Origin of the sequence: Frigoribacterium sp. CFBP 13707 (assembly GCF_014842245.1) — a bacterium.
In the GTDB taxonomy this organism is placed as follows: Bacteria; Actinomycetota; Actinomycetes; order Actinomycetales; family Microbacteriaceae; genus Frigoribacterium; species Frigoribacterium endophyticum.
Map to the genome: position 1 here is coordinate 221,833 of NZ_JACYVL010000003.1, position 24,731 is coordinate 246,563.

The 24,731-nt window shown below is 73.1% G+C and carries 24 protein-coding genes and 1 tRNA gene; 9 read left to right on the plus strand and 16 right to left on the minus strand.

What is annotated here, in order from left to right:
* Window positions 1-11 precede the first annotated feature (11 nt).
* Window positions 12-1,499, plus strand: coding sequence for a cryptochrome/photolyase family protein (locus IFT45_RS08010; protein WP_371810914.1), 1,488 nt, complete (start codon window positions 12-14; stop codon window positions 1,497-1,499).
* Window positions 1,500-1,631: 132 nt separating this feature from the next.
* On the opposite strand, the gene IFT45_RS08015 is transcribed toward IFT45_RS08010, so the two are convergent.
* Both IFT45_RS08015 and IFT45_RS08020 read right to left on the minus strand, forming a co-directional pair.
* On the minus strand, window positions 1,632-2,090 hold the full coding sequence (locus IFT45_RS08015; RefSeq protein ID WP_371810915.1) for an NUDIX hydrolase: 459 nt from the start codon (window positions 2,088-2,090) through the stop codon (window positions 1,632-1,634).
* 10 nt (window positions 2,091-2,100) lie between these two features.
* Window positions 2,101-2,868, minus strand: a complete 768-nt coding sequence (locus tag IFT45_RS08020; protein ID WP_167259235.1) for an SDR family oxidoreductase — start codon at window positions 2,866-2,868, stop codon at window positions 2,101-2,103.
* Window positions 2,869-3,013: 145 nt separating this feature from the next.
* On the opposite strand from IFT45_RS08020, the gene IFT45_RS08025 reads away from it, so the two are divergent.
* From IFT45_RS08025 to IFT45_RS08040, 4 genes are all read left to right on the plus strand, one after another.
* A complete protein-coding gene (locus IFT45_RS08025; protein WP_056054971.1) occupies window positions 3,014-3,496 on the plus strand; it encodes an NfeD family protein in 483 nt (160 codons plus the stop codon).
* A gap of 12 nt (window positions 3,497-3,508) precedes the next feature.
* The gene (locus IFT45_RS08030) at window positions 3,509-4,663 is read left to right on the plus strand and encodes an SPFH domain-containing protein (protein ID WP_192045729.1); all 1,155 of its coding nucleotides are present in this window, start codon (window positions 3,509-3,511) and stop codon (window positions 4,661-4,663) included.
* A gap of 47 nt (window positions 4,664-4,710) precedes the next feature.
* Window positions 4,711-5,454 (plus strand): glycerophosphodiester phosphodiesterase family protein, encoded by a 744-nt coding sequence (locus tag IFT45_RS08035; protein WP_371810916.1) that lies wholly within the window; start codon window positions 4,711-4,713, stop codon window positions 5,452-5,454.
* 87 nt (window positions 5,455-5,541) lie between these two features.
* A complete protein-coding gene (locus IFT45_RS08040) occupies window positions 5,542-5,907 on the plus strand; it encodes an RNA polymerase-binding protein RbpA (protein WP_056054962.1) in 366 nt (121 codons plus the stop codon).
* A 120-nt stretch (window positions 5,908-6,027) separates the two neighbouring features.
* On the opposite strand, the gene lnt is transcribed toward IFT45_RS08040, so the two are convergent.
* From lnt to IFT45_RS08085, 9 genes are all read right to left on the minus strand, one after another.
* A complete protein-coding gene (gene lnt / locus IFT45_RS08045; RefSeq protein WP_192127601.1) occupies window positions 6,028-7,689 on the minus strand; it encodes an apolipoprotein N-acyltransferase in 1,662 nt (553 codons plus the stop codon).
* Between the two features lie 63 nt (window positions 7,690-7,752).
* Window positions 7,753-10,269 carry an RNA helicase gene (locus IFT45_RS08050; protein ID WP_056054959.1) on the minus strand — a complete coding sequence of 839 codons (2,517 nt, stop codon included), beginning with the start codon at window positions 10,267-10,269 and terminating at the stop codon, window positions 7,753-7,755.
* A gap of 4 nt (window positions 10,270-10,273) precedes the next feature.
* Window positions 10,274-11,029 carry a twin-arginine translocase subunit TatC gene (gene tatC / locus IFT45_RS08055; protein ID WP_056055936.1) on the minus strand — a complete coding sequence of 252 codons (756 nt, stop codon included), beginning with the start codon at window positions 11,027-11,029 and terminating at the stop codon, window positions 10,274-10,276.
* 75 nt (window positions 11,030-11,104) lie between these two features.
* Window positions 11,105-11,359: a twin-arginine translocase TatA/TatE family subunit gene (locus tag IFT45_RS08060; RefSeq protein ID WP_056054956.1), complete on the minus strand. Its 255-nt coding sequence runs from the start codon at window positions 11,357-11,359 to the stop codon at window positions 11,105-11,107.
* Between the two features lie 62 nt (window positions 11,360-11,421).
* Window positions 11,422-12,414 (minus strand): YafY family protein, encoded by a 993-nt coding sequence (locus IFT45_RS08065; protein ID WP_167259230.1) that lies wholly within the window; start codon window positions 12,412-12,414, stop codon window positions 11,422-11,424.
* A complete protein-coding gene (locus tag IFT45_RS08070) occupies window positions 12,411-13,454 on the minus strand; it encodes a WYL domain-containing protein (protein ID WP_192127603.1) in 1,044 nt (347 codons plus the stop codon). Before IFT45_RS08070 ends, IFT45_RS08065 begins: the two co-directional genes overlap by 4 nt.
* Window positions 13,455-13,529: 75 nt before the next feature.
* Window positions 13,530-14,456: a hypothetical protein gene (locus IFT45_RS08075; protein WP_192127605.1), complete on the minus strand. Its 927-nt coding sequence runs from the start codon at window positions 14,454-14,456 to the stop codon at window positions 13,530-13,532.
* Window positions 14,457-14,550: 94 nt separating this feature from the next.
* Window positions 14,551-15,618, minus strand: a complete 1,068-nt coding sequence (locus tag IFT45_RS08080) for a tRNA (adenine-N1)-methyltransferase (protein ID WP_185232719.1) — start codon at window positions 15,616-15,618, stop codon at window positions 14,551-14,553.
* 73 nt (window positions 15,619-15,691) lie between these two features.
* Window positions 15,692-16,384: an HAD family hydrolase gene (locus IFT45_RS08085; RefSeq protein WP_371810917.1), complete on the minus strand. Its 693-nt coding sequence runs from the start codon at window positions 16,382-16,384 to the stop codon at window positions 15,692-15,694.
* Window positions 16,385-16,498: 114 nt separating this feature from the next.
* On the opposite strand from IFT45_RS08085, the gene IFT45_RS08090 reads away from it, so the two are divergent.
* Window positions 16,499-17,419, plus strand: coding sequence for a PAC2 family protein (locus tag IFT45_RS08090; RefSeq protein ID WP_192127607.1), 921 nt, complete (start codon window positions 16,499-16,501; stop codon window positions 17,417-17,419).
* A gap of 25 nt (window positions 17,420-17,444) precedes the next feature.
* On the opposite strand, the gene IFT45_RS08095 is transcribed toward IFT45_RS08090, so the two are convergent.
* The 5 genes from IFT45_RS08095 to IFT45_RS08115 all read right to left on the minus strand — a co-directional run bounded on the left by IFT45_RS08095 (window position 17,445) and on the right by IFT45_RS08115 (window position 23,005).
* The gene (locus IFT45_RS08095; RefSeq protein ID WP_056055931.1) at window positions 17,445-18,131 is read right to left on the minus strand and encodes a response regulator transcription factor; all 687 of its coding nucleotides are present in this window, start codon (window positions 18,129-18,131) and stop codon (window positions 17,445-17,447) included.
* The gene (locus tag IFT45_RS08100) at window positions 18,128-19,474 is read right to left on the minus strand and encodes a sensor histidine kinase (RefSeq protein ID WP_192127609.1); all 1,347 of its coding nucleotides are present in this window, start codon (window positions 19,472-19,474) and stop codon (window positions 18,128-18,130) included. Before IFT45_RS08100 ends, IFT45_RS08095 begins: the two co-directional genes overlap by 4 nt.
* Window positions 19,475-19,542: 68 nt before the next feature.
* Entirely contained in the window at window positions 19,543-20,802 is a 1,260-nt protein-coding gene (gene mshC / locus IFT45_RS08105) for a cysteine--1-D-myo-inosityl 2-amino-2-deoxy-alpha-D-glucopyranoside ligase (protein WP_192045723.1), read from the minus strand.
* On the minus strand, window positions 20,799-21,641 hold the full coding sequence (locus IFT45_RS16830; protein WP_056054933.1) for an undecaprenyl-diphosphate phosphatase: 843 nt from the start codon (window positions 21,639-21,641) through the stop codon (window positions 20,799-20,801). The genes mshC and IFT45_RS16830 overlap by 4 nt, the downstream gene beginning before the upstream one ends.
* Window positions 21,642-21,667: 26 nt before the next feature.
* Window positions 21,668-23,005: a M20/M25/M40 family metallo-hydrolase gene (locus IFT45_RS08115; RefSeq protein WP_056055929.1), complete on the minus strand. Its 1,338-nt coding sequence runs from the start codon at window positions 23,003-23,005 to the stop codon at window positions 21,668-21,670.
* 98 nt (window positions 23,006-23,103) lie between these two features.
* On the opposite strand from IFT45_RS08115, the gene IFT45_RS08120 reads away from it, so the two are divergent.
* The 3 genes from IFT45_RS08120 (at window position 23,104) to IFT45_RS08130 (ending at window position 24,693) form a co-directional block, all read left to right on the plus strand.
* Window positions 23,104-23,188 (plus strand) — tRNA-Leu (locus IFT45_RS08120).
* 230 nt (window positions 23,189-23,418) lie between these two features.
* A complete protein-coding gene (locus tag IFT45_RS08125) occupies window positions 23,419-24,396 on the plus strand; it encodes an aldo/keto reductase (RefSeq protein ID WP_192127611.1) in 978 nt (325 codons plus the stop codon).
* A gap of 81 nt (window positions 24,397-24,477) precedes the next feature.
* Window positions 24,478-24,693 carry a hypothetical protein gene (locus IFT45_RS08130; RefSeq protein WP_056054926.1) on the plus strand — a complete coding sequence of 72 codons (216 nt, stop codon included), beginning with the start codon at window positions 24,478-24,480 and terminating at the stop codon, window positions 24,691-24,693.
* Window positions 24,694-24,731 lie beyond the last annotated feature (38 nt).

A 24,731-nucleotide genomic window follows, 5' to 3' on the forward strand; every position in this document is an offset into this window, starting at 1 on the left:
GCGTCCGCGGGGTGACGACGACCCCGGACCGCCCCGCCCGACGACGGCTGCTGCTGCCCGGCCAGTGGGGGCCCGCCTTCGACGACGGGGGAGAGGTGCTCGTCGTCGAGGCCCTCGACGAGTTCTCCCGCCGCCCGCTGCACCGGGCCAAGGCGCACCTCTGGCTCTCGGCGCTCCGTCACCGGGTCGCCGAGCTCGGCGACCGCGCGGAGCACGTCCGGGTCGACCGCCTCGCCGACGCCCTCGCCGGGCGCGGCGACCTCGAGGTGGTGGACCCGCCCAGCCGCCACCTCCGCGCGGTCGTGCGCGCCGCCTCCCCGGCGGTCGTCGTGCTGCCGAGCCGCGGCTTCGTCACCAGCGAGGCCGACTTCGCCGACTGGGTCGCCGCCCGCCCCGGCCGCCTCCTCATGGAGGACTTCTACGAGGCCGTCCGGAGGCGCGAGGGCTTCCTGATGGAGGGGCCCGCCCCGGTCGGTGGCCGGTTCAGCTACGACGACGAGAACCGCCACGCGCCTCCCCGCGGCGCGGCCGGCCTGGGCCTGCCCGACCCCGTCTGGCCCGTCGAGGACGAGATCGACGCCGAGGTACGCGAGCAGCTCGACGCCTGGCGCGACGCCGGCCTCGTGACGTTCGTGGGGGAGGACGACCGTCGCCGGTTCGCCGTCACGGCCGAGGAGGCGGAGGCGGCGCTCGAGGACTTCGTCGAGACGCGGCTCGGCGACTTCGGCCCCTTCGAGGACGCCATGCTGTCGGGCGACTGGACGATGGCGCACTCGCTGCTGAGCGTGCCGATGAACCTCGGCGTGCTCGACCCGCGCCACGTGGTCGAGCGGGTGCTGCGGGCGTTCGAGGGAGGCGCGCCGCTCACCAGCGTCGAGGGCTTCGTCCGACAGGTGGTCGGCTGGCGCGACTGGGTGTGGCACCTCTACTGGCACCTGGGGGAGTCGTACGTCGACGAGAACGACGCCCTGGGCGCCCGGGTGGAGCTGCCCGTGTGGTGGCGGGGTCTCGACTCGTCGGGGGTCGAGGCGGCCTGCCTGTCGGACGCGCTCGACGTCGTCTCGCGGCACGGCTGGACGCACCACATCCAGCGCCTGATGATCCTCGGCAACTGGTCGCTGCAGCGCGGTTACCGGCCCGACCAGCTCACCGAGTGGTTCACCGACGTCTTCGTCGACGGCACCGACTGGGTGATGCCCGCGAACATCGTCGGGATGTCGCAGCACGCCGACGGCGGAGTCGTCGCGACCAAGCCCTACGCGGCCGGCGGTCGCTACATCGACAAGATGAGCGACCACTGCGGCTCGTGCCGGTTCTCGCCGACCGTGCGGGTCGGCGACGACGCGTGCCCGTTCACCGCGGGCTACTGGGCGTTCCTGCACCGGGCCGAGCCGGCGCTCCGCGACAACGCCCGCATGCGGAACCCGCTGCGGCAGATGCGCGGGCTCGACGACCTCGAGGCCGTGGTCGCTCAGGAGGCGGCCCGCGAGATGCCGTGAGGGTCCCGGGGAGGGCCTGAGCGCTCCTCGTTCACGTTCGAGCTGACATAATGTGCATTATCGGTCACGCCGGGAGCGGCCGGTAGGGGCGGAGGTCGACGCCGTCGGGGCCGGCCTCTCGTCGGGCCTCGCTCAGCGACCGCCGCGCAGCACGTCGGCCACCGTGACGGCGAGGTCGACGGGCTCGACGGGGTCGGTCGTCGACTCCAGCTCGTCGAGGCTGAACCAGCGCGACTCCAGGATGTCGACCCGTTCGTCGTCGGTCCAGTCGTCGTCGACGACCTCGAAATGAGGCAGTCTCACGACGAAGAACTCGGCGTGCCCGTGCGTGTGGTCGGCGGCGTCCCAGGGCACCTCGAAGTCGTCGACCCTGACCACGGGGCCGACCTCGGCGACCACCTGGCCGGTCTCCTCGTGCAGCTCCCGGACCGCCGCCTCCTCGTGCGACTCCCCCGGGTCCACGCCGCCTCCTGGCGTGATCCAGCGGGCCGCGCCGCTCGTGTCGGGCGCCTTCGTCATCATGAGCAGCAGTCGATCGTGCTCGTCGAGGACGAGGAGGCGCGACGTCGGCCGGACGATCCGCTCGGTCACGAGGCGCCGCCTACGCGACGGGGACGAAGTCGGAGGTGTCGCCGACGAGGCGCGTGCGGTCGGCGGGCACCGGGTCGACCGCGGCCGAGGCGACCTCGGCGGCGAACTCGGCGACGTTGTAGAGCTTGCCGGCGCTCTCCTTGCGCGACGAGATGGCCCCGGGGTTCGAGCGCTCGAGCAGCGTCGCCGTGATGGTGCCCTCGATCATGTCGCCGGAGACCACGACGAACTCGACGCCGGCGGCCTCGAGCTGCGGCACCATCTCGAGCAGCGCGTCCTCCCCCGCACGCTTGCTGAGGGCCACGGGGAGGTACTCGGGCATCGTCTCGGTGGTGCGGATGAAGTGCGCCTGGTGGCTCGTCACGAAGACGACCCGCGAGCCCGGCTGCAGCAGGGGCAGCGCCGCGGTGAGGAGGGCGACCTGGGCGTCGCGGTTGAGCTTCAGCGCGTAGTCCTCGGCCATGCCGCTCTCCATGCCGCCGGAGGCGTTCATCACGAGGACGTCGAGGCCGCCGAGGCGCTCGGAGACCGTCGCGAACATCGCGTCGACGCTCTCCGGGTCGGTGAGGTCGGCGCCCACCGCGAAGGCGGTGCCGCCCGCGGCCTCGATCTTCTCGACGAGCTGCTGGGCGCGCTTCTCCTTGTTGCGGTAGTTCACGACGACCGACGCGCCGGCCTCGGCGAAGTAGCGCACCGTGTCGGCCCCGATGCCCCGGGACGAGCCGGTGACCAGGGCACGCGTGCCGGTGAGGGATCCTGCGGCGAGGGGGTTGGACACGGCGGGGGCTCCAGTCTGTGGGGCGGCACCGGCTCGGTCGCGGCGCCGGGGTGGCGGCTCGGGGTCGCCAGGCGACCCGTCCGAGCGTACCGCCCGACGGATGTCGGCGACGTGCGCTAGCGTCGAGGGAACGAAGGAGGCCGACGTGGACGTCGTCACCCAGTACGCGTGGATCATCTGGATCGCCCTGGTCCTGCTCTTCGTCGTGGTCGAGGTCACCACCCTCGAGCTGACCTTCCTCATGCTCGCGATCGGCAGCGTGGGCGGCCTGCTCGCCGACCTCTTCGGAGCACCGTGGTGGCTGCAGATCGTCGTGGCCGCCGTGCTCGCGGTGCTCCTCCTCTTCACCGTCCGGCCTCCCCTGCTCCGCGCCCTCGGCCGGGGCGGCGACCCGACGCCGAGCAACGTCGAGGCCCTCCTCGGCCTGCGCGGCACCGTCGTCGTCGCGCTCGGCCCCGACGCCGGGCAGGTCAAGCTCACCAACGGCGACACGTGGACGGCGCGCCTCCTGCCCACCGGCTCGGCGAAGGCGCCCGCCGGCGCCCTGCCCCCGGCCGTCCTCGACACCGGCAGCACCGTCGTCGTCACCGCCATCGAGGGGTCGACCGCCCTGGTCGTCCCCGCCTAGAAGGGACCCCGCATGGACTCCTCCGTCAGCGCCGGCACCATCGCGACGATCGTGGTCGTCGCGATCGTCGTCGTCCTCGTCCTGGTCGTGCTCTTCCGGGCCGTCCGCATCATCCCGCAGGCCAGCGCCGGCGTGGTGGAGAGGCTCGGCAAGTACCACAAGACCCTCCTCCCCGGGCTGAACCTCCTCGTGCCCTTCATCGACCGGGTCCGTCCCCTCATCGACATGCGCGAGCAGGTCGTCTCCTTCCCGCCGCAGCCGGTCATCACGGAGGACAACCTCGTCGTGTCGATCGACACGGTCGTCTACTTCCAGGTCACCGACGCCCGGGCCGCGACCTACGAGATCGCGAACTACCTCGGGGCGGTCGAGCAGCTCACGACGACCACGCTCCGCAACGTGGTCGGCGGCCTGAACCTCGAAGAGGCCCTGACGAGCCGCGACAACATCAACGGCCAGCTGCGCATCGTCCTCGACGAGGCGACCGGCAAGTGGGGCATCCGCGTCGGCCGCGTCGAGCTCAAGGCCATCGACCCGCCCGCCTCGATCCAGGACTCCATGGAGCAGCAGATGCGCGCCGAGCGGAGCCGCCGGGCCGCGATCCTGACCGCCGAGGGCACCAAGCAGTCGCAGATCCTCGAGGCCGAGGGCATGCGTCAGTCGGCCATCCTCCGCGCCGAGGGCGAGGCCAAGGCCCAGGTGCTCCGCGCCCAGGGCGAGGCGGAGGCCATCGACACCGTCTTCAACGCCATCCACCAGGGCGACCCCGACCCCAAGCTGCTCGCCTACCAGTACCTGCAGACCCTGCCGAAGCTGGCTGAGGGGTCAGCCAACAAGCTCTGGATCATCCCGAGCGAGCTGACCGAGGCGCTGTCGGGCATCGGCCAGGGCTTCTTCGCCCCGAAGAACCCGGACGCCCCCGGCTGGACGCCGAAGCCGACCACGAAGGTCTCGGAGATGTCGACCACCCCCGACCTCGCGACGACCGTCGACCTCGAGGCGGAGCCCGACCTCGGGTTCCCGACCGCGACCACGCCGGGCAGCACGAGCCGGTCAGAGACCGGCGCGACGGGCACCGGCTCGGGTTCGGGCACCGGCACGGCCGCGCCTGACGCCGTGACGCCCGACGAGGGCACCACGCCGCCGGCGGCCCCGGCCGCTCCGTAGTGGAGGCGGGCGGCGCTTCCGGCTGGTTCGGCCCGGCCGGGCCCCGGGTGCTCGCGCACCGCGGCCTCGCGGTCGACGCACCGGAGAACACGATGCTCGCGTTCGCCCGGGCCGTGGCGGCGGGTGCCGACTACGTCGAGACCGACGTGCACGCCACCCGCGACGATGTGGCCGTGGTCTGTCACGACGACGACCTCCGTCGCGTCGCCGGCCGGCCCGTGCGCGTCCGGGACCTCACCCTCGCCGAGCTGAGCCTGGTGCGCCTGCCCGACGACCAGGAGGTGCCGACGCTCGAGCAGGCCCTCGACGCGTTCCCGGAGACCCGCTTCAACATCGACGTCAAGGTGGCGGAGGCGGTCGACCCGACCGTGCGCGCGATCCGTCGAGTGGGTGCGCAGAGCCGGGTGCTGCTCACGTCCTTCGACCAGCGGATCCGTCGTCGCGTGGTGGACGCGCTGCCCGGCGTGGCCACCTCGGCGTCCTCCCCCGGCGTCGTGGGCGTGATGGCCGCCTCCCTCGTCCCGGTCACGGCCGTGCGGCACGCCCTGCTCCGGCGCGTCCTGCGCGGCTGCGGCGCCGTGCAGGTGCCGGAGAGCTGGGGGCGGCTGCGCGTCGTGACGGCGGCCCGCGTCGCCGACCTGGCGGCCGTGGGCGTCGAGACGCACGTCTGGACGGTCAACGACCCCGCCGTGATGCGCCGGCTGCTCGCGCTCGGCGTGCACGGCATCGTCACCGATCGTGCCGACCTCGCCCTCGTCGAGGTCGGTGGGGGTGCTGCCGATCCTCTGTGAACAGACTGTGAATGTCTCTCACCTGAAACATCACGGCACGCTCTGACGTTAGAACGGGAGATCGCACCGCGAGAGGAGACCACACGCATGGCAGATCGCAGTTTGCGCGGGATGAGACTCGGTAGTCAGAGCCTCCAGAGCGAAGAGGGAGTCGAGTTCTCCCCCCGGAAGAAAGCCGTCTACCAGACGGAGGACGGCCAGACGTTCGACATGGTGTTCTCTGCTGAGGCAGAGGTGCCCGAGATCTGGCAGTCGCCGAAGAGCGGGCAGGAAGGCCGGCTGCTGTCGGCCGACGGCAAGCCCGTCGAGATCGAAGAGGGCGTCGTCAAGGTGCCCCGTACCCACTGGGACATGCTGCTCGAGCGCCGCTCACGCGACGAGCTCGAGGAGCTGCTGCAGGAGCGTCTGACGTTCCTCCGGGCCCGGCGTGGCCAGGAGAAGATCGGCGCGTGAAGATCGGGGCCTGAAGTTCGGCGCCCGACGATCGGCGCCTGACGCCGCTCCCCCACGACGCCCGGTCACCGTACGGTGGCCGGGCGTCGTCGTGCCCGGGGGCGGTCGGTGCCGGGATGGTCAGCGCCGGGCAGGGAGGTCGAACTGGCTCGGGTCGTCCAGCTCCTCGTCGAGCGAGCGCGGCCGACGGCCCGGGCGGAGGCGCGGGTCGGCCAGCTCGGGCCAGGGCGCGGTCTCGAGGGCGCGGCGTCGGCGCGACCGGCGACCACCGATCATGACCCGGGCGAGCACGAGGGCCGCCAGCCCGAGGAACGAGACGAACAGCTCGACGGCGCGGCTGGCCACGACGGCGGGCGTCGTGCCGGTGGCCAGGTCGACGGTGTGGACCATGGTGCCGGCGGTGAAGTCGGTGACGCCGGCCACGATCTGCCCGTCGGCGTCGATGACCCGGCTGGAGGCCACCGTGGAGACGCTGACCACGGGCCGGGCCGTCTCGAGGGCCCGCAGTCGCGTGATGGCCAGCTGCTGGGCGTTCTCGTCGGTGTCGCCGAAGTCGGCGTTGTTGGTCTGGGCGACGATCACCTGGGCGCCGTCGCGCATCATGTTCGTGATGAGCTGGTCGTCGACGATGTCGAAGCAGATCGAGATGCCGGCGACGAAGTCGCCGATCGGCATCGCCTCCGGGCGGGTGCCCGGCGTGTAGTCGCGAGCGATGAGGTCGATCAGGTCGGGGGCGAAGGGCCGCCAGAAGGAGCGGTCGGGCACGTACTCGCCGAAGGGGACGGGGTGCTTCTTGTCGTACTGGCCGGCGACCGCGCCGTCCTCCCAGAGGATCGACGAGTTCCAGGCCTCCTCGCCGTCGTCGGACTGGGTGATGACGCCGGAGAGGAGCGGGGCGTCGTACCCGTCGCTGACGGCGTCGAAGACGTAGCGGCCGTAGGCGTCGCGGGTGGGGTCGCGGTCGCTGCCGCCCTCGGGCCACACGATGAGGTCGAGGTCGGAGCCAGCGGGCAGCCCCGACATGGCGAGCACCTGCGAGTTGAGCAGGTCGCCGGGCTCGCGCTCGTCGAAGTAGCCCGCGGGCCCGTTGCCCTGGACGCCGGCGATCGTGGCCGTGCCCGACGACGTCGTCGGCCACGCGGGGACGGCGAGGACGGCCGTGACGGCGACCGCGCCGGCGAGGACCCGCGTCGACGCCCGCACGTCGGCCCGGAGCGCCAGCTCGAGGACCGCCGCCACGAGCGCCACCATGAGGAACGAGAGGCCGGAGATGCCGACCCACGCGACGAGCGGGCCGAAGGGGCTCTGCGACTGGCTGAGGGCCACACGGCCCCAGGCGAACCCGCCGTAGGGCCAGTTGCCGGCGACGAACTCGCGCAGGGTCCAGAGGCCGGCGACGACCACCGGGAGGAGCACGGTCGTGCCGACGGCCCCGGGCCAGATGCGGGGCACCCAGCGGTACGCGAGCGTGACGAGCACCGCTCCCCCGGCGAAGAACAGGGCCTCGAGCGTCGACAGGGCCGCCCACGGCAGGGCTCCGAGGTACAGGCTCGTCCACGAGATGTGGACGAGGTAGAACGAGAGCCCGGCGACGAGCCCGACCAGGAAGGCCGACCCGGCCCGTCGGCCGCGGAGGCTGAGGAGCACCAGGCCGATGCCGACGAACGTGAGGGGCCACACGTCGCCGTCGGGGAACCCGGCGTCGAGCACGACGCCCGACCCGGCCGCGACCACGAGGGCGAGCCAGAGCGGCAGACGGAGGGCGGTCACTCGGGTGGGCACCGTGCGATTCTAGGTGGCCGTCGCTGGGAGGCGCGGGTCGGCCCGGGCGCCCGGCCCCCGGCCTCAGACGGCCGAGTACGAGACGATGCCGCGCCGTACGGCGTCGAGCGCCCGACGCGCCACGGGGCCCACCGGGAGGTCGGCCACGACGGAGAGCTGGTCGAGCAGGTCGATCGTCTGCTTCGTCCAGCGCACGAAGTCGCCGGCGGCGAGGTCGGCGTCCTCCAGCACGGAGTCGAGGCTCGCGCCCCGGGCCCAGCGGTGCATGGCCAGGGCCAGGCCGGGAGCCGGCGGCGTGCTGCCGGGCAGCCGGTGCTCCTGCTCGAGGTCGTCGAGCTCTGCCCAGAGCAGCTGTGTCGCGTCGAGGGCCTCGCGGTAGGCGCCCCGCGGCAGGAAGCGCTCCGACAGCTGCCCCTCGTCGCGTCGCGGCTCGTAGACGAGGGTCGCGGCCATGGCGGCCATCGACGGCACGTCGAGCTGGTCCCAGAGCCGGAGCCGGAGGCACTCGGCGACGAGCAGGTCGCGGTCTCCGTAGATGCGGCGGAGCGTGCGGCCGGCCGGGGCGACGGCCACCTCGGCGGTGCGCCCGTCGCGCCCCGCGCCTCCCCGGCTGGTGGGCGTGGCCGAGGTGGAGGCCGCGGGCACGAGGTAGCCGCGGTCGAGCAGCACGTCGGTGACGCGGTCGAAGACCTTCGCGACCGCGCCGGTGCGGCTGCGGATCTGGGCCGAGAGCTGGTCGGTCTGCTTCTTCAGCTTGAACCAGCGCTCCGACCAGCGGGCGTGCTGCTCGCGCTCGGGGCAGGCGTGGCAGGGGTGCTGGCGCAGCTGCTTGCGCAGCTCGGTGAGCTTCCGCTGGCGCTTGTCGTGCTCGCCTCGCGACTGGGCCTCGGCGCGGGCCGCGCCCTGCTTCTCGAGGTCGCCGAGCTCACGCCGGAGCAGCGTGTACTCGCCGAAGTCGCCGAGGTGGCAGGTCATGCTGCGGGCGTAGCCGTCGAGGCTCTCCTGCTGCGTGCGCACCTTCCGCGCGAGGTCGACCACGGCGCGGTCCGCCTGGAACTGCGCGAACGAGGTCTCGAGGATCTCGCGCGTGCGCGACCGGCCGAACTGCTCGATCAGGTTGACGGCCATGTTGTACGTCGGCCGGAAGCTGGAGTTCATCGGGTACGTGCGGCGGGAGGCGAGGCTCGCGACCGCCTGGGGGTCGAGCCCCGGCTGCCACTGGATCAACGAGTGGCCCTCGACGTCGATGCCGCGGCGGCCGGCCCGGCCGGTGAGCTGCGTGTACTCCCCCGGCGTGATGGGCACACGGGCCTCGCCGTTGAACTTCTCGAGCTTCTCGAGCACGACCGTGCGGGCGGGCATGTTGATGCCGAGCGCCAGGGTCTCCGTCGCGAAGACGACCTTGACGAGCTTCTTCTGGAAGAGCTCCTCGACGACCTCCTTGAACGCGGGCAGCAGGCCCGCGTGGTGGGCGGCGACCCCGCGCTCGAGCCCGTCGAGCCACTGCCAGTAGCCGAGCACGGCGAGGTCCTCGTCGCGGAGGGTGCGGCAGCGGGCCTCGACGATCTCGCGGATCTCGTCGCGCTGCTCGGCGGTCGTCAGGCGGATGCCGGAGCGCAGCACCTGCTTGACGGCCTGGTCGCAGCCGACCCGGCTGAACACGAAGAAGATGGCGGGCAGCAGGTTCTGGTCGTCGAGCATCTCGACGATCCGCCACCGGTCGAGGCGGCCGCCCTGGTGCGGGGTCGGCGGCACGACGTGGCCTCGGGGGCTGCGCCCCGACCAGCGGTCGCTCGTGCCGCGGCCCCGCCCGCCGGGCCCTCCGCCCCGCCGCGACATGGAGGTCGCCCGCAGGAGCTCCGGGTTGACCCGGTTGGTGGCGGCCTGCCCGCTCGAGTCGAAGAGGTCGAGGAACTTGCCCCCGACGAGCACGTGCTGGTCGAGCGGGACGGGGCGGTCCTCGCTGACGATGACGTCCGTGCCGCCGCGGACGGTCTGCAGCCAGTCGCCGAACTCCTCCGCGTTCGACACGGTCGCGCTCAGCGACACCAGGCGGACGTCGAGGGGCAGGTGGATGATGACCTCCTCCCACACGGCGCCGCGGAACCGGTCGGCGAGGTAGTGCACCTCGTCGAGGACGACGTAGCGGAGGTCGTCGAGCATCTCCGAGCCCGCGTAGAGCATGTTGCGGAGCACCTCGGTCGTCATGACCACGATGCGCGCCCGCGAGTTGACGTTCGTGTCGCCGGTCAGCAACCCCACCTCGCCGGCGCCGTACTCGGCGACGAGCTCCTGGAACTTCTGGTTGCTCAGGGCCTTCATCGGCGCCGTGTAGAAGACCTTGTCGCGGGGGTGCTGCATGGCGAGGTGGATCGCGAACTCCGCGACCAGGGTCTTGCCGGCCCCGGTCGGCGCGGCCACGAGCACGCTGTTGCCCGCCTCGACGGAGGCGCAGGCGGCCTCCTGGAAGGGATCGAGCGCGAAGCCGAGACGGGAGCGGAACGACTGCAGCTGCGGCGACCGCACCCGGGTCTTCGAGGCGGCGAACCGTTCGGCGGGGCTGAGGTCGCTGCTGGTCATCTGGCTATCCTCCCGCGAGTTCGGCGTCGAGGGCCGCCACCTTCTTCGCCACCTGCCTGTCGTGCAGCCAGGCGACCCCGGCCGCGGCGAAGTAGAGCACCACCATCGGGATCGCGAGCAGGAACATCGAGAACACGTCGGCCGCCGGGGTCGCGATCGCCGTGAAGAGCGCGATGAGCAGGATGGCGACGCGCCAGCCCTTGATGATGCCCACGGCGGAGATGACGCCGACGAAGTTGAGCAGCACGAGGAAGACCGGCAGGACGAACGCGATGCCCACCGCGAGGATCAGCTTGAGGACGAAGTCGAAGTACTGCTTCGCGTCGATGATCGCCGCGTCCTCCGCCGCGACGAAGCCGGTGAGCGCCTCGACGATGTGCGGCAGGACGTAGTAGCCGCTGGCGCAGCCCAGGAGGAAGAGCGGGATGGCCGAGCCGATGAAGCTGACCGCGTAGACCTTCTCACGTCGGACGAGCGCCGGGACGATGAACGCCCAGACCTGGTAGAGCCAGACGGGGCTCGACAGGATGACGCCGACGGTGACCGCGATCTGCAGGCGCAGGTCGAAGCTGCCCGCGATGGTCGGGTAGTTGAGCGTCGCCTCGGTGCCCCGCGCGACCGCCATCTGCGTGATGGGCCCCCGGAGGACGTCGAGCACCCAGGAGGAGAGCGCGAAGCCGGCGACGCTGGCGAGGATCAGCGCGAGGGCGGACCGGAACAGCCGCTTGCGGAGCTCGACGAGGTGCGCGCCGAGCGACATCCGGCCGTCACGGGACCGCTGACGGGGAGCACCGCCGCCCTCGCTCGTGCCGGTGCTGGTGGTCGCGGCCACGCGCTAGAGCTTCGGCGGCAGATCGTCGCCGTGCACGGGGCGGGTGGTCGTCGAGGACGTCGACCGCGGTGCGTCGTCGACCGTCGGACGGCGGACGTCGTCGTCGGCCGTCTTCTTGTCGTCGCCGATCTCGTTCTTGAAGATGCGCATCGACTGGGCGATGCTCTTCGCGAGCCCGGGGAGCTTGGGCGCACCGAAGAGCAGCAGGATGATCGCCAGGATGATGATCAGGTGGAAGCCGGTGAGGTTGCCGAGCATGAGGTCCTCCTCGCGGGACGGATGAGTGGCAAGTGTACCGTGCCGTCCCTGGGCGGCCTCGGTCAGCCCGCGGCGGTTCCCTCGGCGTCGTACTCGGCCGCGGCACGACGTGCCCACTCCGCGACGGCCCTCCGCGCCTCCGGCGGTGCCACGACGCAGGCCCGCCCCGGCAGCCCGGCGACCAGGCGGGCCACCGTCCCGTGGTGCGACACCCGGAGCGAGAGGCGCGTGCGGCCCTCGTCCGCTCGCTCGACGTCGGTCGGCGACCAGTCGTCGAGCAGGGCGGCGGCCGCGTCGTCGATCTCGATCGTGACGACGACGTCGTCGGGAGAGCCCTCGAAGAGCGTGTCCGGGAGGGAGAGGTCGGAGGCGCGGTGCGTGATGGGCGCGTCGGTGAGCGCCGGTCGTGACATCCGGTCGACGCGGAAGGTGCGCAGCCCCTCGCGCACGTGGTCCCAGGCGCGGAGGTACCAGTCGGCGTCCAGGGACTCGACCCGCAGCGGGTCGACCCGTCGACGCTCGGCACGGCCGCGGACCCCGGCGTAGTCGAACTCCAGCTGGACCCCCGCCTCCACCGCACGGCCGACGACGGCGAGGGCCTCGTCCGACTCGCTCTCGGCGACGGCCACCTGGCTCGGCTCGCTCGACGCGCCCCGCGAGAGCTTCGCGGTCAGCGAGGCGACGGCGGCCCGGTCGGCGTGGTCGGGCAGGGACGACAGGTACTGGAGCCCGGCGATGAGCGCCGCCGCCTCGCGGGACGAGAACCGCGGCGACTCGTCGATGGCGACGAGGTTCGTCAGCACGATGACGTCGTTCTGCTCGAAGTCGTCCCACGCGATGTCGAAGAGGTCGCCGTGCTGGTACTGCGATGTCTCGCCCGGGATGCCGGAGACGGCGATGAGCTCGACCGCGCGCCGGATCTCCGCCGTGCTTACGGCGAAGTGCTCGGCCGCCTCGGCGACGCTCACGCGCTCGTGGTCGATCAGCCACGGGACGAGGGCGAGCAGGAAGGCCAGCTTGTCGGTCGCCTGCAGCGCGGGTCGGCGGTCGCTCACGATCGGGCCCCGGTCTCGATCGAGGAGCCCACGGGCCGTGCTCCGTCGTCGTCGTGGTCGGCGACGAGGCGTCGCAGGCGCTGCACGACCAGCTCGCGGAGGTTCGCGGGCTCGAGGACGGTGACCTCCGGGCCGAACGAGGAGAGCTCCTCGGCGAGGATGGACGCGTCGGAGTAGTGGACGGCCAGCACGTCGGCGCCCCGGGACTCCGTCCCCCGGCGCTTCGAGAGCCGGGTCTCGGCGTCCGACGCCTCGACCACGCGCACGAGCGCGGTGTTCGACCGGCGCAGCTCCTCCAGCCCCGCGAGGGCGGAGTCGGCGGTCGCGTCCACCGGCCGCGGGAAGGAGCGGCCGGTTACCGTCACCGGGCCGACGATGCGCGAGAGGAGGAAGTTCTTCCGCGAGCCGGTGTCGGGCTCGATCGCCGGGACCATCCAGCGCCCCTGGTGCTGGACGAGCGCGAACGGCGCGACCTCGCGGCGGCGGGGCCGGGCCTCCCCCGGCTTCAGGTAGTCGAACCGCACGACGACCCCGCGGTCGAGAGCGGTGCGGAGCGGCTCGAAGGCGGCGTCGCGGGACCGGATGCGCGGCGCGTACTCGAGCTCGGGCACGGTGGCCGTCCCGCCCAGCGAGCGGAGCTTGAGGAGGGCCCGGCGGGACTCGCCCGAGAGCGTGCCCTCACGCCAGACCATGGCCGCCAGGGTCAGCAGGGCCGTCTCCTCCGGCGAGAACGAGATGTCGAGCGGCAGCTCGTAGCTGCCGCGCGGGATCCGGTAGCGGAGCAGCTGGTTGTTGCCGGAGGCCGCGGGGTCGTCGACGGTCTCGAGCGGGACCCCGAGCTCGCGGATGTCGTCCTTGTCGCGCTCGAACTGACGCTCGAGGGCGGCGTTGTCACCGGCCGAGGAGTACTTCTGCCGGTAGCCCTGGACGGTCGACAGGACCTCCGACTTGGTCAGCCCGGTGTCGGTGGCGAGCAGGGCCAGCACGAGGCTGAACAGGCGCTCTTCGACGGGGATCCGGGGGGCGCGGGCGGCGGGCACGCGATCGATCCTAGGCCACGGCCGAGGTCGGCGACCCGCCGTGCGGGGCACCGACCTCCGGGGCCGCGGACGGGCTCAGAGGGAGCCGAGCACGTCGAAGACGTACACGTAGCTGTCCGCGCCGCCGGCCTCGGCGGCCGGGATGACCGTCATGACCTGCGAGCCGACCTGCTGGCCGACGAGCGCGTCGCGGATCGAGGCCGGGAGGGCCGGGTCGCCGAGGTCGACGGTCGTGGCCGTGTCGCCGTTGTTCCAGGTGGAGGCCGAGACCGTCGAGGGGGTGGCCCAGGTGACGGCCGTGAACTGCACGACGGCGGTGTCGTCGGCGGTCAGCTCGTGGCCCGAGCCCTCGCGGACGAGGTGGGTCTCCTGCGCGGTCGGCGCGTCGGAGTCGGGGACGGAGATGCCGGGAGCGCCGCCCGGGGCGGTGACGACGGCCGGCAGGCCGCTCTCGCCGGGCACGGGGCGGCCGTCGGCCTTCGGCAGGAAGGCCTGCTTGACGTCGACGATCGCGACGTACGCGGCGTCGGGGTCGTCGGTCGGCTCGACGGCCGAGCCCTGGATCGAGGCGGAGAGCTCGGAGGCCTTGACGGCCACGACGACGCGGGAGCCGACGGTCGAGCACTCGAGCGCCGCCGCGAGCGGGGCGAGGGCCTGGCCGCCGACCGTGATCGGGTTGGCGGCGGTGCCGTCGTAGCCGCTGTCCTCCACCTCGCGCCCGGTGGCTCCGTCGTAGAGCGTGTAGTCGATGATGACGGGCGAGCCGTCGACGAGACGCTCGCCGTCGCCCTCGATGAGGGTCGACACCTGGGTCTCGGTGGTGACGATGGGGCTCGGCACGTCGGCGTCGGGCTTCTCCCCGAACGAGCCCGTGGCCGTGACCACCGAGGCGGCGTCGCCCGTGGGCGGGCAGCCCGACGAGCCCGGTCCGGAGTCGCCGGCGCACGCGGTCAGGGAGGCCAGCAGGCCGACGGCGACGACGAGGGCGGGGATGGTGCGCACGGGGCCTCTTTCCATGGTGCGGCCGGGCCGCGGGTGCTTCGGGGGCGGCGGGGCCGCGAGGAGCGGCCGGGAGCCGCGGGATGCGTCGGACAGCTTACTGGGCGTCACGCGAGGGGTCGGTCGCCTCGCTCGCCGGGGCTGCGGCCTCGGCGTCGGGCGCGCTGCCCGCGGCGACGGCCTCGGCGGCCCCGATCGCGGCGTCGGCGGCGGTGCGTGCCTGACGAGCCGTCTTGCGGAGCTTCTTGTCGCTGGCCGAGCGGTCGCCCAGGGCGCCGGGCGTCCAGGCCTCGACGTCGGCGTCGGAGTAGTCCGACTTCGACGGGCGGCGCTTGAGCTGCGGCAGCACCGCGCCGGGGGCGAGCCGACGAGCGGTGATGAGGAACCCGGTGTGGCCGATCATGCGGTGGTCGGGTCGGACGGCCAGGCCCTCGACGTGCCAGCCGCGCACGAGCGTCTCCGAGGCGTCGGGCTCGGTGAACGCCCCGGAGGCGCGGAGGGCCTCCGCGACCCGCGACAGCTGCGTGGCGGTGGCGACGTAGCAGATCACCAGGCCGCCGGGCTTCAGGGCCGCGGTGGTCGCCTCCACGCACTCCCACGGCGCGAGCATGTCGAGCACGACGCGGTCGACCGTCCCGTCGGGCATGACGTCGGGCAGGCTCTCGACGAGGTCGCCGACGGTCACCGACCAGTTCTCGGGCTCGGCGCCGAAGAAGCTCGTGACGTTCCCGAGCGCCACGTCGGCGAACTCCTGGCGGCGCTCGAAGGAGGCGAGCCGGCCCTCCGGGCCGATCGCCCGCAGCAGCCACAGCGACAGGGCGCCGGAGCCCACGCCCGCCTCGACGACGGTCGCCCCGGGGAAGACGTCGGCGAAGGCGACGATCTGGGCGGCGTCCTTCGGGTAGACGATGGCCGCGCCCCGGGGCATCGACATCACGAAGTCGCTCAGCAGGGGCCGGAGGGCGAGGTACTCGTCGCCGGTGGTGCTCGCGACGACCGAGCCGTCGGGCAGGCCGACCATGTCGTCGTGGGCGATCATGCCCCGGTGCGTGTGGAACACGGCGCCGGGCGTCAGCACGACCGTGTTCATCTTGCCCTTCGGCCCGGTGAGCTGGACCTTGTCGCCCTCGAGGAACGGCCCGGACTGGCGGCGGGTGGCGGTCATGCGGTGCTGCTTTCGGTCGGTGCGCGACCCGGCGGGCCGGGGCGTCGAGGAGGCGCGCGGTGCGCCCCGGGGGTCAGGAGTCGGTCGTGCGCTGCTCGCGCAGGCGGCGCCCCGCGGCGTGCAGCTCGCGGAGGTCGGCGAGGGTGGTGCCGACCAGCGTGGTGCGGCGGACGTAGCCCGCGTCGTCGGCGAGGGGCGCGTGGTGCTCGACGCCGAGCGCGACGGCGCCGGCCGCGACGGCGGAGGCGAGGCCCGGGACGCTGTCCTCGACGGCGACGCAGTCGGCGACGTCGACGCCGAGCAGCTCCGCCCCCCGGAGGTAGGCCTCCGGGTGGGGCTTGGCGTGCTCCACGTCGTCGCCCGCGACCACGGCGTCGAAGGCGTCGAACTCGATGGCGTCGACCATGAAGAGCGCCATGCGGCGGATCGACATCGTGACGAGCGCGGTCGGCACACCGGCGGCCCGCAGCTCGGCGAGGAGCTCCTTCGCGCCCGGGCGCCACGGGATGTGGACGGCGCAGCGCTCGAGGACCGCGGTCGTGAGGTGGTCGATGATGTCGTCCTCCGACATGTCGACGCCGTGCTGCTGCAGGACGCGCGACGAGTGCCAGAGGCCGGAGCCGATCAGCGTGTCGCCGTCGGCCTTCGTCCAGGTGCCGCCGAACGAGCCGACCAGGGCGACCTGGGACTCGAACCAGTAGGGCTCCGTGTCGACGAGGGTTCCGTCCATGTCCCAGAGGACGGCGGCAGGCAGGAGATCGGTCACGACGGAGGAGTCTACGGGAGGGGGGCTCCCCCGGCGGGCGACCCGCGCCTCCTCGTGCTCGGTCTATCGTGGTCCGAGACGTCGAGGGCCTCTACCCGACTCGGTGAGGACACGGTGACTGACACGTCTGACTTCGCGACGGGACGACTCCTGGTCGTCGCTTTCGAGGGCTGGAACGACGCCGGCGAGGCCGCCAGCGGCGTCGCCAGGAGCGTGATCGAGTCGCTGTCGCTCGAGGCGGTGGCCGAGCTCGACGGCGAGCGGTACATCGACTACCAGTTCAACCGGCCCCAGGTGGGGCTCGACGACGACGGCGGGCGCTCCCTCGTCTGGCCGCGCATCCAGCTGCACGCCACGCCGGACTCCTCGACGTCGCTCGCGGCGGCGCCGGTCGACGCCCCGGGCGCCGAGGTCTTCGTGCTGCTCGGCGCCGAGCCGTCGCGCAGCTGGCGCAGCTTCGCGGCCGAGATCGTCGACCTGGTCGACGTGCACGACGTCACGTCGGTGGTCTTCCTCGGCGCCATGCTCGCCGACGTCCCGCACACGCGGCCCATCTCCGTCTTCGTGAGCAGCGACAACGACGACGTGCGCACGCGGCTCGGGCTGGAGCGCAGCAGCTACGAGGGCCCGGTGGGCATCCTCTCCGTGCTCGGCGACGCCCTCGAGCAGGCGGGCGTGCCGACGCTCGCCATCTGGGCCTCCGTGCCGCACTACGTGCACGCGTCGCCGTCGCCGAAGGCGACCCTCGCCCTCATCGAGAAGCTCGAGGAGGTCGCCGACGTGCAGGTGCCCCGGGGCGAGCTCGAGGCCGAGTCCGCCGCGTGGGAGCAGGGCATCGACGCTCTGGCCGCCGACGACGACGACATGGCCGGCTACATCGAGCAGCTCGAGCAGGCCCGCGACACCGTCGACTCCCCCGAGGCGAGCGGCGAGGCGATCGCGCAGGAGTTCGAGCGGTACCTGCGCCGACGCGACGGCAAGGCCGGCGACGGGCGCGACGGCCGCGACGACCCGCGGTTCCCGCCCGCGGTCTGAGCGAGGCCCCGGCGAGGCGGGGCCGTCAGCGCTTCTCGCCGGGGACGGCCACGCCGTTCTCGTAGGCGAAGACGACCGCCGCCGTCCGGTCACGCAGCTCGAGCTTGCCGAGCACGTTCGAGACGTGCGTCTTGACGGTCGCCTCGCCGAGGTAGAGCGCCCGGGCGATCTCCGCGTTGGACTCGCCGACGGAGAGCCGGTCGAGCACCTCCCGCTCCCGCTCGGTGAGGAGGGCGAGGCGCGGGCTCGGGGCCGGCGGGCGGCGCTCCGGCCCCGCGAGGGCGCGCGCCACGACGTCGCGGGTCACCTCCGGGGCCAGCAGCGCGTCGCCGCGGTGCACGACGCCCACCGCGTCGATGAGCTCCTCGGGGCCCGAGGTCTTGAGCAGGAACCCGCTCGCCCCCGCCTGGAGCGCCCGGAAGAGGTAGTCGCCGTGCCCGAAGGTGGTGAGCACGAGCACGGCGGGTCCGTCGACGGGGCGCTCGGCGAGGATGCGCCGGGTGGCCTCGAGCCCGTCGAGGCGCGGCATCTCGATGTCCATCACGACGACGTCCGGCCGCGTCTCGCGGGCGACGTCGACCGCTTCGAGCCCGTCACGGGCCTCCCCGACGACCTCGAGTCCGTCGGCCGTGTCGAGGATGATGCGGAACCCGGCCCGGACGAGCTCCTGGTCGTCGACCAGGAGGACGCGGACGGGCTGCCGGGCCGTCACCGGGCGACCCCGGACGACCGGGGCGCGGGGCTCGCCGGCGTGGGCTCGCGGCCGGGCACCGCGCACGACGCGACCGGGAGGACCGCCCGGACGCGGTAGCCGCCGCGGGGCAGCGGCCCGACCTCGAGCTCGCCGCCGTGCAGGTCGACCCGTTCGCGCATCCCCCGGTGCCCCAGCCCGGTGCCCGTCACGCCCGTCGCGGCCGTCGTCCCGGGCGACCCGCGGTCGCCGGAGCCCCGACCGTCGTCGACGACCTCGATCTCGACGGTGCGGTCGTGACGCCGGAGCCGGACGACCGCGACGGAGGCGGAGGCGTGCTTCAGCGTGTTGGTCAGGGCCTCCTGGGCGACGCGGTACACCGTCACCCCCGTGCTCTCGGGCACGTCGGCGACGTCGCCCTCCACGCCCCAGCGGACGTCGAGCCCGAGCCGACGGGTGTCGTCCACGAGCTGCGGGAGGTCGGCGAGGCCCGCCGGGGCGGCGCAGCTGCCGTCGCGGGTGCGGAGCACGCGGAGCAGTCGCTCCAGCTCCTCGACGGTCGTGCGCGCCGTGGCCTCGACGGCGCTGAGGGCACCGCGGGCCACGTCGGGCCGGTCGAGGGTGCGACGCGCGGCGCCCGCCTGGATGCCGATCACGGCGACGTTGTGGGCCACGACGTCGTGCAGCTCGCGCGCGATGCGGGAGCGCTCCTCGTCGATGGCCTGGTCGGCGACGACCTCCTGCGCCGCCCGGAGGTCGACGCCCGCCCGCTCGAGGGCGTGGAGGCGCGCGGCCGAGACGCGGGAGGAGCGCCCGACCAGGACGGCCCCCGCGAAGAAGAGCGCCGTGAACACCACGGAGTAGACGACGGAGGCGGTCAGCGGGCCGACGGGCACGCCCTCGACCTCCCCCGCCCGCCGGGCGAGCCCGACGACCAGCAGGGCGAAGAGCGCGGCCGAGACGACGACGCTCGTCACGAGCGCCCGACGGCGGGAGGCGGCCCAGGCGTTGGCGGTGGAGATGACGAGGAAGAGGGCGAGGGCCGGGGCCAGGTCGTCCGGGTAGCCCCGGAGCGAGGCGCCCACCACGACGGCGGCCACCACGACCATGGCGACCAGGGGGCGTCGACGTCGCAGGGCCACCGGGGCGCACAGGGCGACCAGCCAGGCGAAGGTCTCGGCGGGGGCCGTGCTCGCGGTCGGCTCGCCGTCGACGACGACGAGGGCGAGCACCGCGGTGAGCGCCCCGAGGGCCAGGAGGCCGAGGGCGACGAGGGCGTCGACCCGGGCGTCGCGGCGCGTGAGGCGACGCCTCGGGCGATCGACGCTCCCGGGGTCCTGGGGAGGCGGCACGACGAAGGACATCCCCGTCAGTATGTCAGACGGTCATGTGTCGCGAGGTTCCGTCACCGCCCGCGCGGGCCGCGGCCGGGTCAGCGGCGCAGGTCGACGCCGAGGAGGGCCTGCACCGCGTCCAGGTCGACCGCGGTGGCGGTGCTGCCGGAGGCGACCCGGGCGTCGACCGCCGCGAGGGCGGAGGGCGTGTCGAGGTCGTCGGCCAGCGCGTGGCGGAGCGCGGCCAGGAGCGGCGTCGGCTCGTCGTCGGCTGCCGCGTCGTCGGCCGCCGAGGCCCAGCGGGCCCAGCGGTCGAGCCGGGCCTCGGCCGCCTCGAGGTCGGCGTCGAACCACTCCCAGTCGGACCGGTAGTGGTGGCCCGCGACGGCCAGCCGCACGGCGCGGGCGTCGTGGCCGGCCGCGACGAGCTCGCTCACCTTGACGAGGTTGCCGAGCGACTTGCTCATCTTCTCGCCCTGGTAGGCGACCATCCCGGTGTGCGCCCACAGGTCGGCGTACGGCTCGCCCGTCATCGCCGTCCCGTGCGCCGCGCTCATCTCGTGGTGCGGGAACACGAGGTCGCTGCCGCCGCCGTTGACGGAGATCGGAGCGGCCAGGTGGGCCTGCGCGATGACGGTGCACTCGATGTGCCAGCCCGGGCGGCCGGCGGAGAGCGCGGACGGCCAGGAGGGCTCGCCGTCCCGCGCCGCCCTCCAGAGGAGCGGGTCGAGCGGGTCCCGCTTGCCGGGGCGGTCGGGGTCGCCGCCGCGCTCCGCGGAGAAGCGGGTCATGGTCTCGAGGTCGTACCGGCTCTCGAGCCCGAGGTGCCAGCTCGTCGACCGCTCGGCGGCCCGGACGTCGAAGTAGACGTCGTCGCCCTCGGTCGAGCCGGGCGTGTCGACCCGGTAGGCGAGCCCGAGGTCGAGGAGGCGCGCCGCGGCCCGGGCCACGTCCGAGACGACGTCGGTGACGGCCACGTAGTGGTCGGGCGGGAGCACCTGCAGGTGCTGCATGTCGCTGCGGAAGAGGTCGGTCTGCGAGGCGGCCAGGTCGCGCCAGTCGACGCCGGTCGCGGCCGCCCGCTCGAGCAGCGGGTCGTCGACGTCGGTCGTGTTCTGTGCGTAGGTGACGGCGACCCCGGCGTCGAGCCAGATCCGCACGAGGGTGTCGAAGGCGAGGTACGTCGACGCGTGGCCGAGGTGGGTGGCGTCGTAGGGCGTGATGCCGCAGACGTAGAGGGAGGCCGCGCCGTCGACGACGCGGGTCGGGCGGCGCTCGGCCGTCGCGGTGTCGTGCAGGACGGGGAGGGGCGCCGAGCCGGGCAGCGCCGGGACCGTCGGCCGCGTCCAGGCCCTCACGCGGCCACCACGCCCGTGCCGAGCAGGACGAGCAGGACGACGCCGAGCACGATGCGGTACGCGACGAAGGGCAGGAAGCTGCGCTTCGAGATGTAGTTCATGAAGAACGCGATCACCACGAAGCCGACCACGAAGGCGACGACCGTCGCGGCGAGGGTCTCGCCGAGCGAGTACGGGCCGGGGTCGCTGAAGCTCTGGACGAGCTCGAAGAGGCCGCTGCCGAACACCGCGGGGACGGCGAGCAGGAACGAGAACCGGGCGGCCGCCGGTCGTGAGTAGCCGAGGGCGAGCGCGGTCGTCGTCGTGGCGCCCGACCGGGACACCCCGGGGAACAGCGCGAGCACCTGGGCGACCCCGACCGCGATGCCGTGGCCGTAGCTCATCTGCTCGAAGGAGCGCTCCTTGCGCCCGAGGCGGTCGGCGAGCCCGAGCAGCAGGCCGAAGACGATCAGCACCACGGCGACGATCCAGAGCGACCGGAAGACCGTGCGGATGTACTCCTGGGCGAGGTAGCCGACCAGCACGATCGGGACCGTGCCGATGATGACCAGCCAGCCCATGCGCACGTCGGGGTCGGCCTTCGGGATCTTGCCCGTGACTCCCTGGAACCACTTGGTGAGGATGCGCGTGATGTCACGCCAGAAGTAGATGACGACGGCCAGCTCGGTGCCCAGCTGCGTGATCGCGGTGAACGTCGCGCCGGGGTCGAAGTCGGCGGCCGAGCCGGGCTCGGAGAAGAACAGGCCGACGAGCCGCAGGTGGGCGCTCGACGAGACGGGGAGGAACTCCGTGAGGCCCTGGACGAGGCCGAGCAGGAGTGCCTGGAGGAGATGCTCCACGCGGGGGCCCTTCTGGTGCGGGGGTGCTAGTACGTCGCCAGCAGGTCCCGGAGGACGCGACTCCCGAAGGATAGTGCGTCGAGCGGCACCCTCTCGTCGACGCCGTGGAACATGGCGGGGAAGTCCATCCCCTCGTCGAGCCGCAGCGGCGCGAAGCCGTAGCCCGCGATGCCGAGCAGGCTGAGGGCCTTGTTGTCGGTGCCGCCGGAGAGCAGGTAGGGCAGCACGGGGGCCCCGGGGTCGTGCCGCTCGAGCGTGCCCGTGATCGCCTCGACGAGGGGGCCCGAGAAGGGGGTCTCGAGGCCGATGTCGGTGTGCATCGTCTCGATCTCGACGTCGTCGCCGATCAGCGCGCGGACCTCGGCCAGCACGGCCTCCTCCTGGCCGGGCATGCAGCGGATGTCGACCAGCGCCTCCGCCGTGTCGGGCACCACGTTGTGCTTGTAGCCCGCGGTGAGCATCGTGGGGTTCGTGGTCGTCCGCAGCGACCCGCGGATGAAGCCGGCCGCCGTCCCGGTGTGCAGCACGAGCTCGTCGGGCGACGTCTGCTCGAGGTCGACGTCGAGGATGCGCGCCACCTCGGAGAGGAGCGCCGTGGTCGTGTCGGTGAGGGCGATGGGCCACTGCTGCCGGCCGAGCACCGCGACGGCCTCGGCCAGCCGCGTCACGGCGTTCGCGACGATCATCTGCGACCCGTGGCCGGCCGTGCCCCGGGTGCGGAGCTTGATCCAGATCAGGGCCTTCTCGCCCGTCTGCAGCAGGTACGAGCGCCGGCCGTCGATGAAGGTGGAGTACCCGCCGACCTCGCTGATCGCCTCCGTGGCGCCCTCGAAGACCTCGGGGTGCTCGGTCACCAGGAAGTGCGAGCCGAGGACTCCCCCGGCCTCTTCGTCGGCCAGGAACCCGACGACGAGGTCGCGGGCGGGTCGCTCACCGGCCCGGATGATGTCGCCGAGCGACGACAGCATCATGGCGTCCATGTTCTTCATGTCGACGGCGCCGCGGCCCCAGAGCATGCCGTCGCGGACGACGCCCGCGAACGGGTCGACCGACCAGTTCGCCGGGTCGGCGGGCACGACGTCGAGGTGCCCGTGCACGACGAGCCCCGGCTTGGAGCGGTCGGCCCCCTCGACCCGGGCGAGGACGCTCACGCGGCCGGGCTCGGACTCGAACACGAGCGGCTCCAGGTCGAGCGCCCGGAGCGCGTCGGCCACGTACTCGGCGGCGTCCGCCTCGCCGTTCGACCGACCGCCCCCGTAGTTCGACGTGTCGAACCGGATCAGGTCGCGCGCGATGGTCGCCGTCTCGTCGAGCTCGACCTCGCGGTCGGTCGTGGCGGGCTCGGACTCAGGGGTCGTCGTCATGCCGACCACGCTACCCGGAGCCCCCCTCCTGCCCGTGGTCATCGAGGCCCTCGGAGCCGTGCTAATGTTTCGTGGTCGGCTTCGGCAGGCACCATCCAGTCCGGGTGGCGGAAATGGCAGACGCGCTAGCTTGAGGTGCTAGTGCCCGTATAGGGCGTGGGGGTTCAAGTCCCCCCTCGGACACCGATCCTCGGATCGACACACTGGTTGAGACAGTGCAGCACCACGGCAAGGGCCCCGCTCCGGCGGGGCCCTTCGTCGTTCCCGGCCGTGCCTTCGCCTGCCGTGTCGTTCCCGGCGGTGGCGTCGTGGGCGTCGTGGGCGTCGTGGGCGGCGTCGGTCGTCGTCGTCCGGTTCCCGACCCCCCCGCGCGGTCTACTGTCGCAGTCGACCGGACAGAGAGAGGGAACACGATGGAGTACACACGTCTCGGATCGAGCGGGCTGCAGGTCTCGGCCGTCGTCCTCGGCTGCATGAGCTACGGCGTCCCGGAGCGCGGCGCCCACCCGTGGAGCCTCCCCGAGGAGGAGTCCCGCCCGTTCGTCCAGCGGGCGCTCGAGCAGGGCGTGACCACCTTCGACACCGCCGACGTCTACTCCGACGGCACGAGCGAGGAGATCGTCGGGCGCGCCCTCGCCGACTTCGCCCGCCGCGACGAGGTCGTCATCGCCACGAAGGTCTTCAACCGCATGCGCCCCGGCCCGAACGGCGCGGGGCTCTCGCGGGCCCACGTGATGAGCGCGATCGACGACAGCCTCCGCCGCCTCGGGACGGACCACGTCGACCTCTACCAGATCCACCGCTGGGACCCGGAGACCCCGATCGAGGAGACGATGGAGGCGCTGCACGACGTCGTGAAGTCGGGAAAGGCCCGCTACATCGGCGCCTCGAGCATGTGGGCGTGGCAGTTCGCCAAGGCGCAGCACACGGCCGACCTCGGCGGCTGGACGCGCTTCGTCTCCATGCAGGACCAGTACAGCCTCGTCCAGCGCGAGGAGGAGCGCGAGATGCACCCCCTCTGCCTCGACCAGGGCGTCGGGGTGATCCCCTGGTCGCCGCTGGCGCGGGGCAAGCTCACCCGGGACTGGGACGACACCACGGCCCGCACCGAGACCGACCAGTTCGGCGGCACCCTCTACCGCCAGCGCGAGGACGCCGACCGGCAGGTCGCGGCGGCCGTCGCGACGGTGGCGGAGGCGCGGGGCGTCTCCCGCGCACAGGTGGCCCTCGCCTGGGTCCGCCAGCAGGAGGTCGTCACCGCGCCCATCGTCGGCGCCACGAAGATGCAGCACCTCGACGACGCCGTCGCCTCGGTCGACCTGTGGCTGACGGACGACGAGCTCGACGCCCTCGAGTCGCCGTACGTCACGAGGGAGAACGAGGGCTTCTGACCCGCGCCGGCCCCACGCGTCTAGTGTGAGCCGCACGCGGGCGACGACGCTCCGCGACCTGACAGAACGGAGGGCGCCAGCATGGGCACCGAGCACCACGGCAACGAGTCCGACCACCAGCACGAGGACCACGTCCACACCGAGCACGTCGAGACGACGAGCACCGACGTCACGAGCGAGCAGGACGGCTCGTACGTCGACAGCGACATCCCCGCCGACGGCGGCGAGACCACCGGACCGCACGACGGCGAGGCCGACGGTTCGTACACCGACTCGGACATCCCGGCCGACCGCTGACGGTCCCCGGGGCGACGACCCGCGACTCCCCCGGGAGG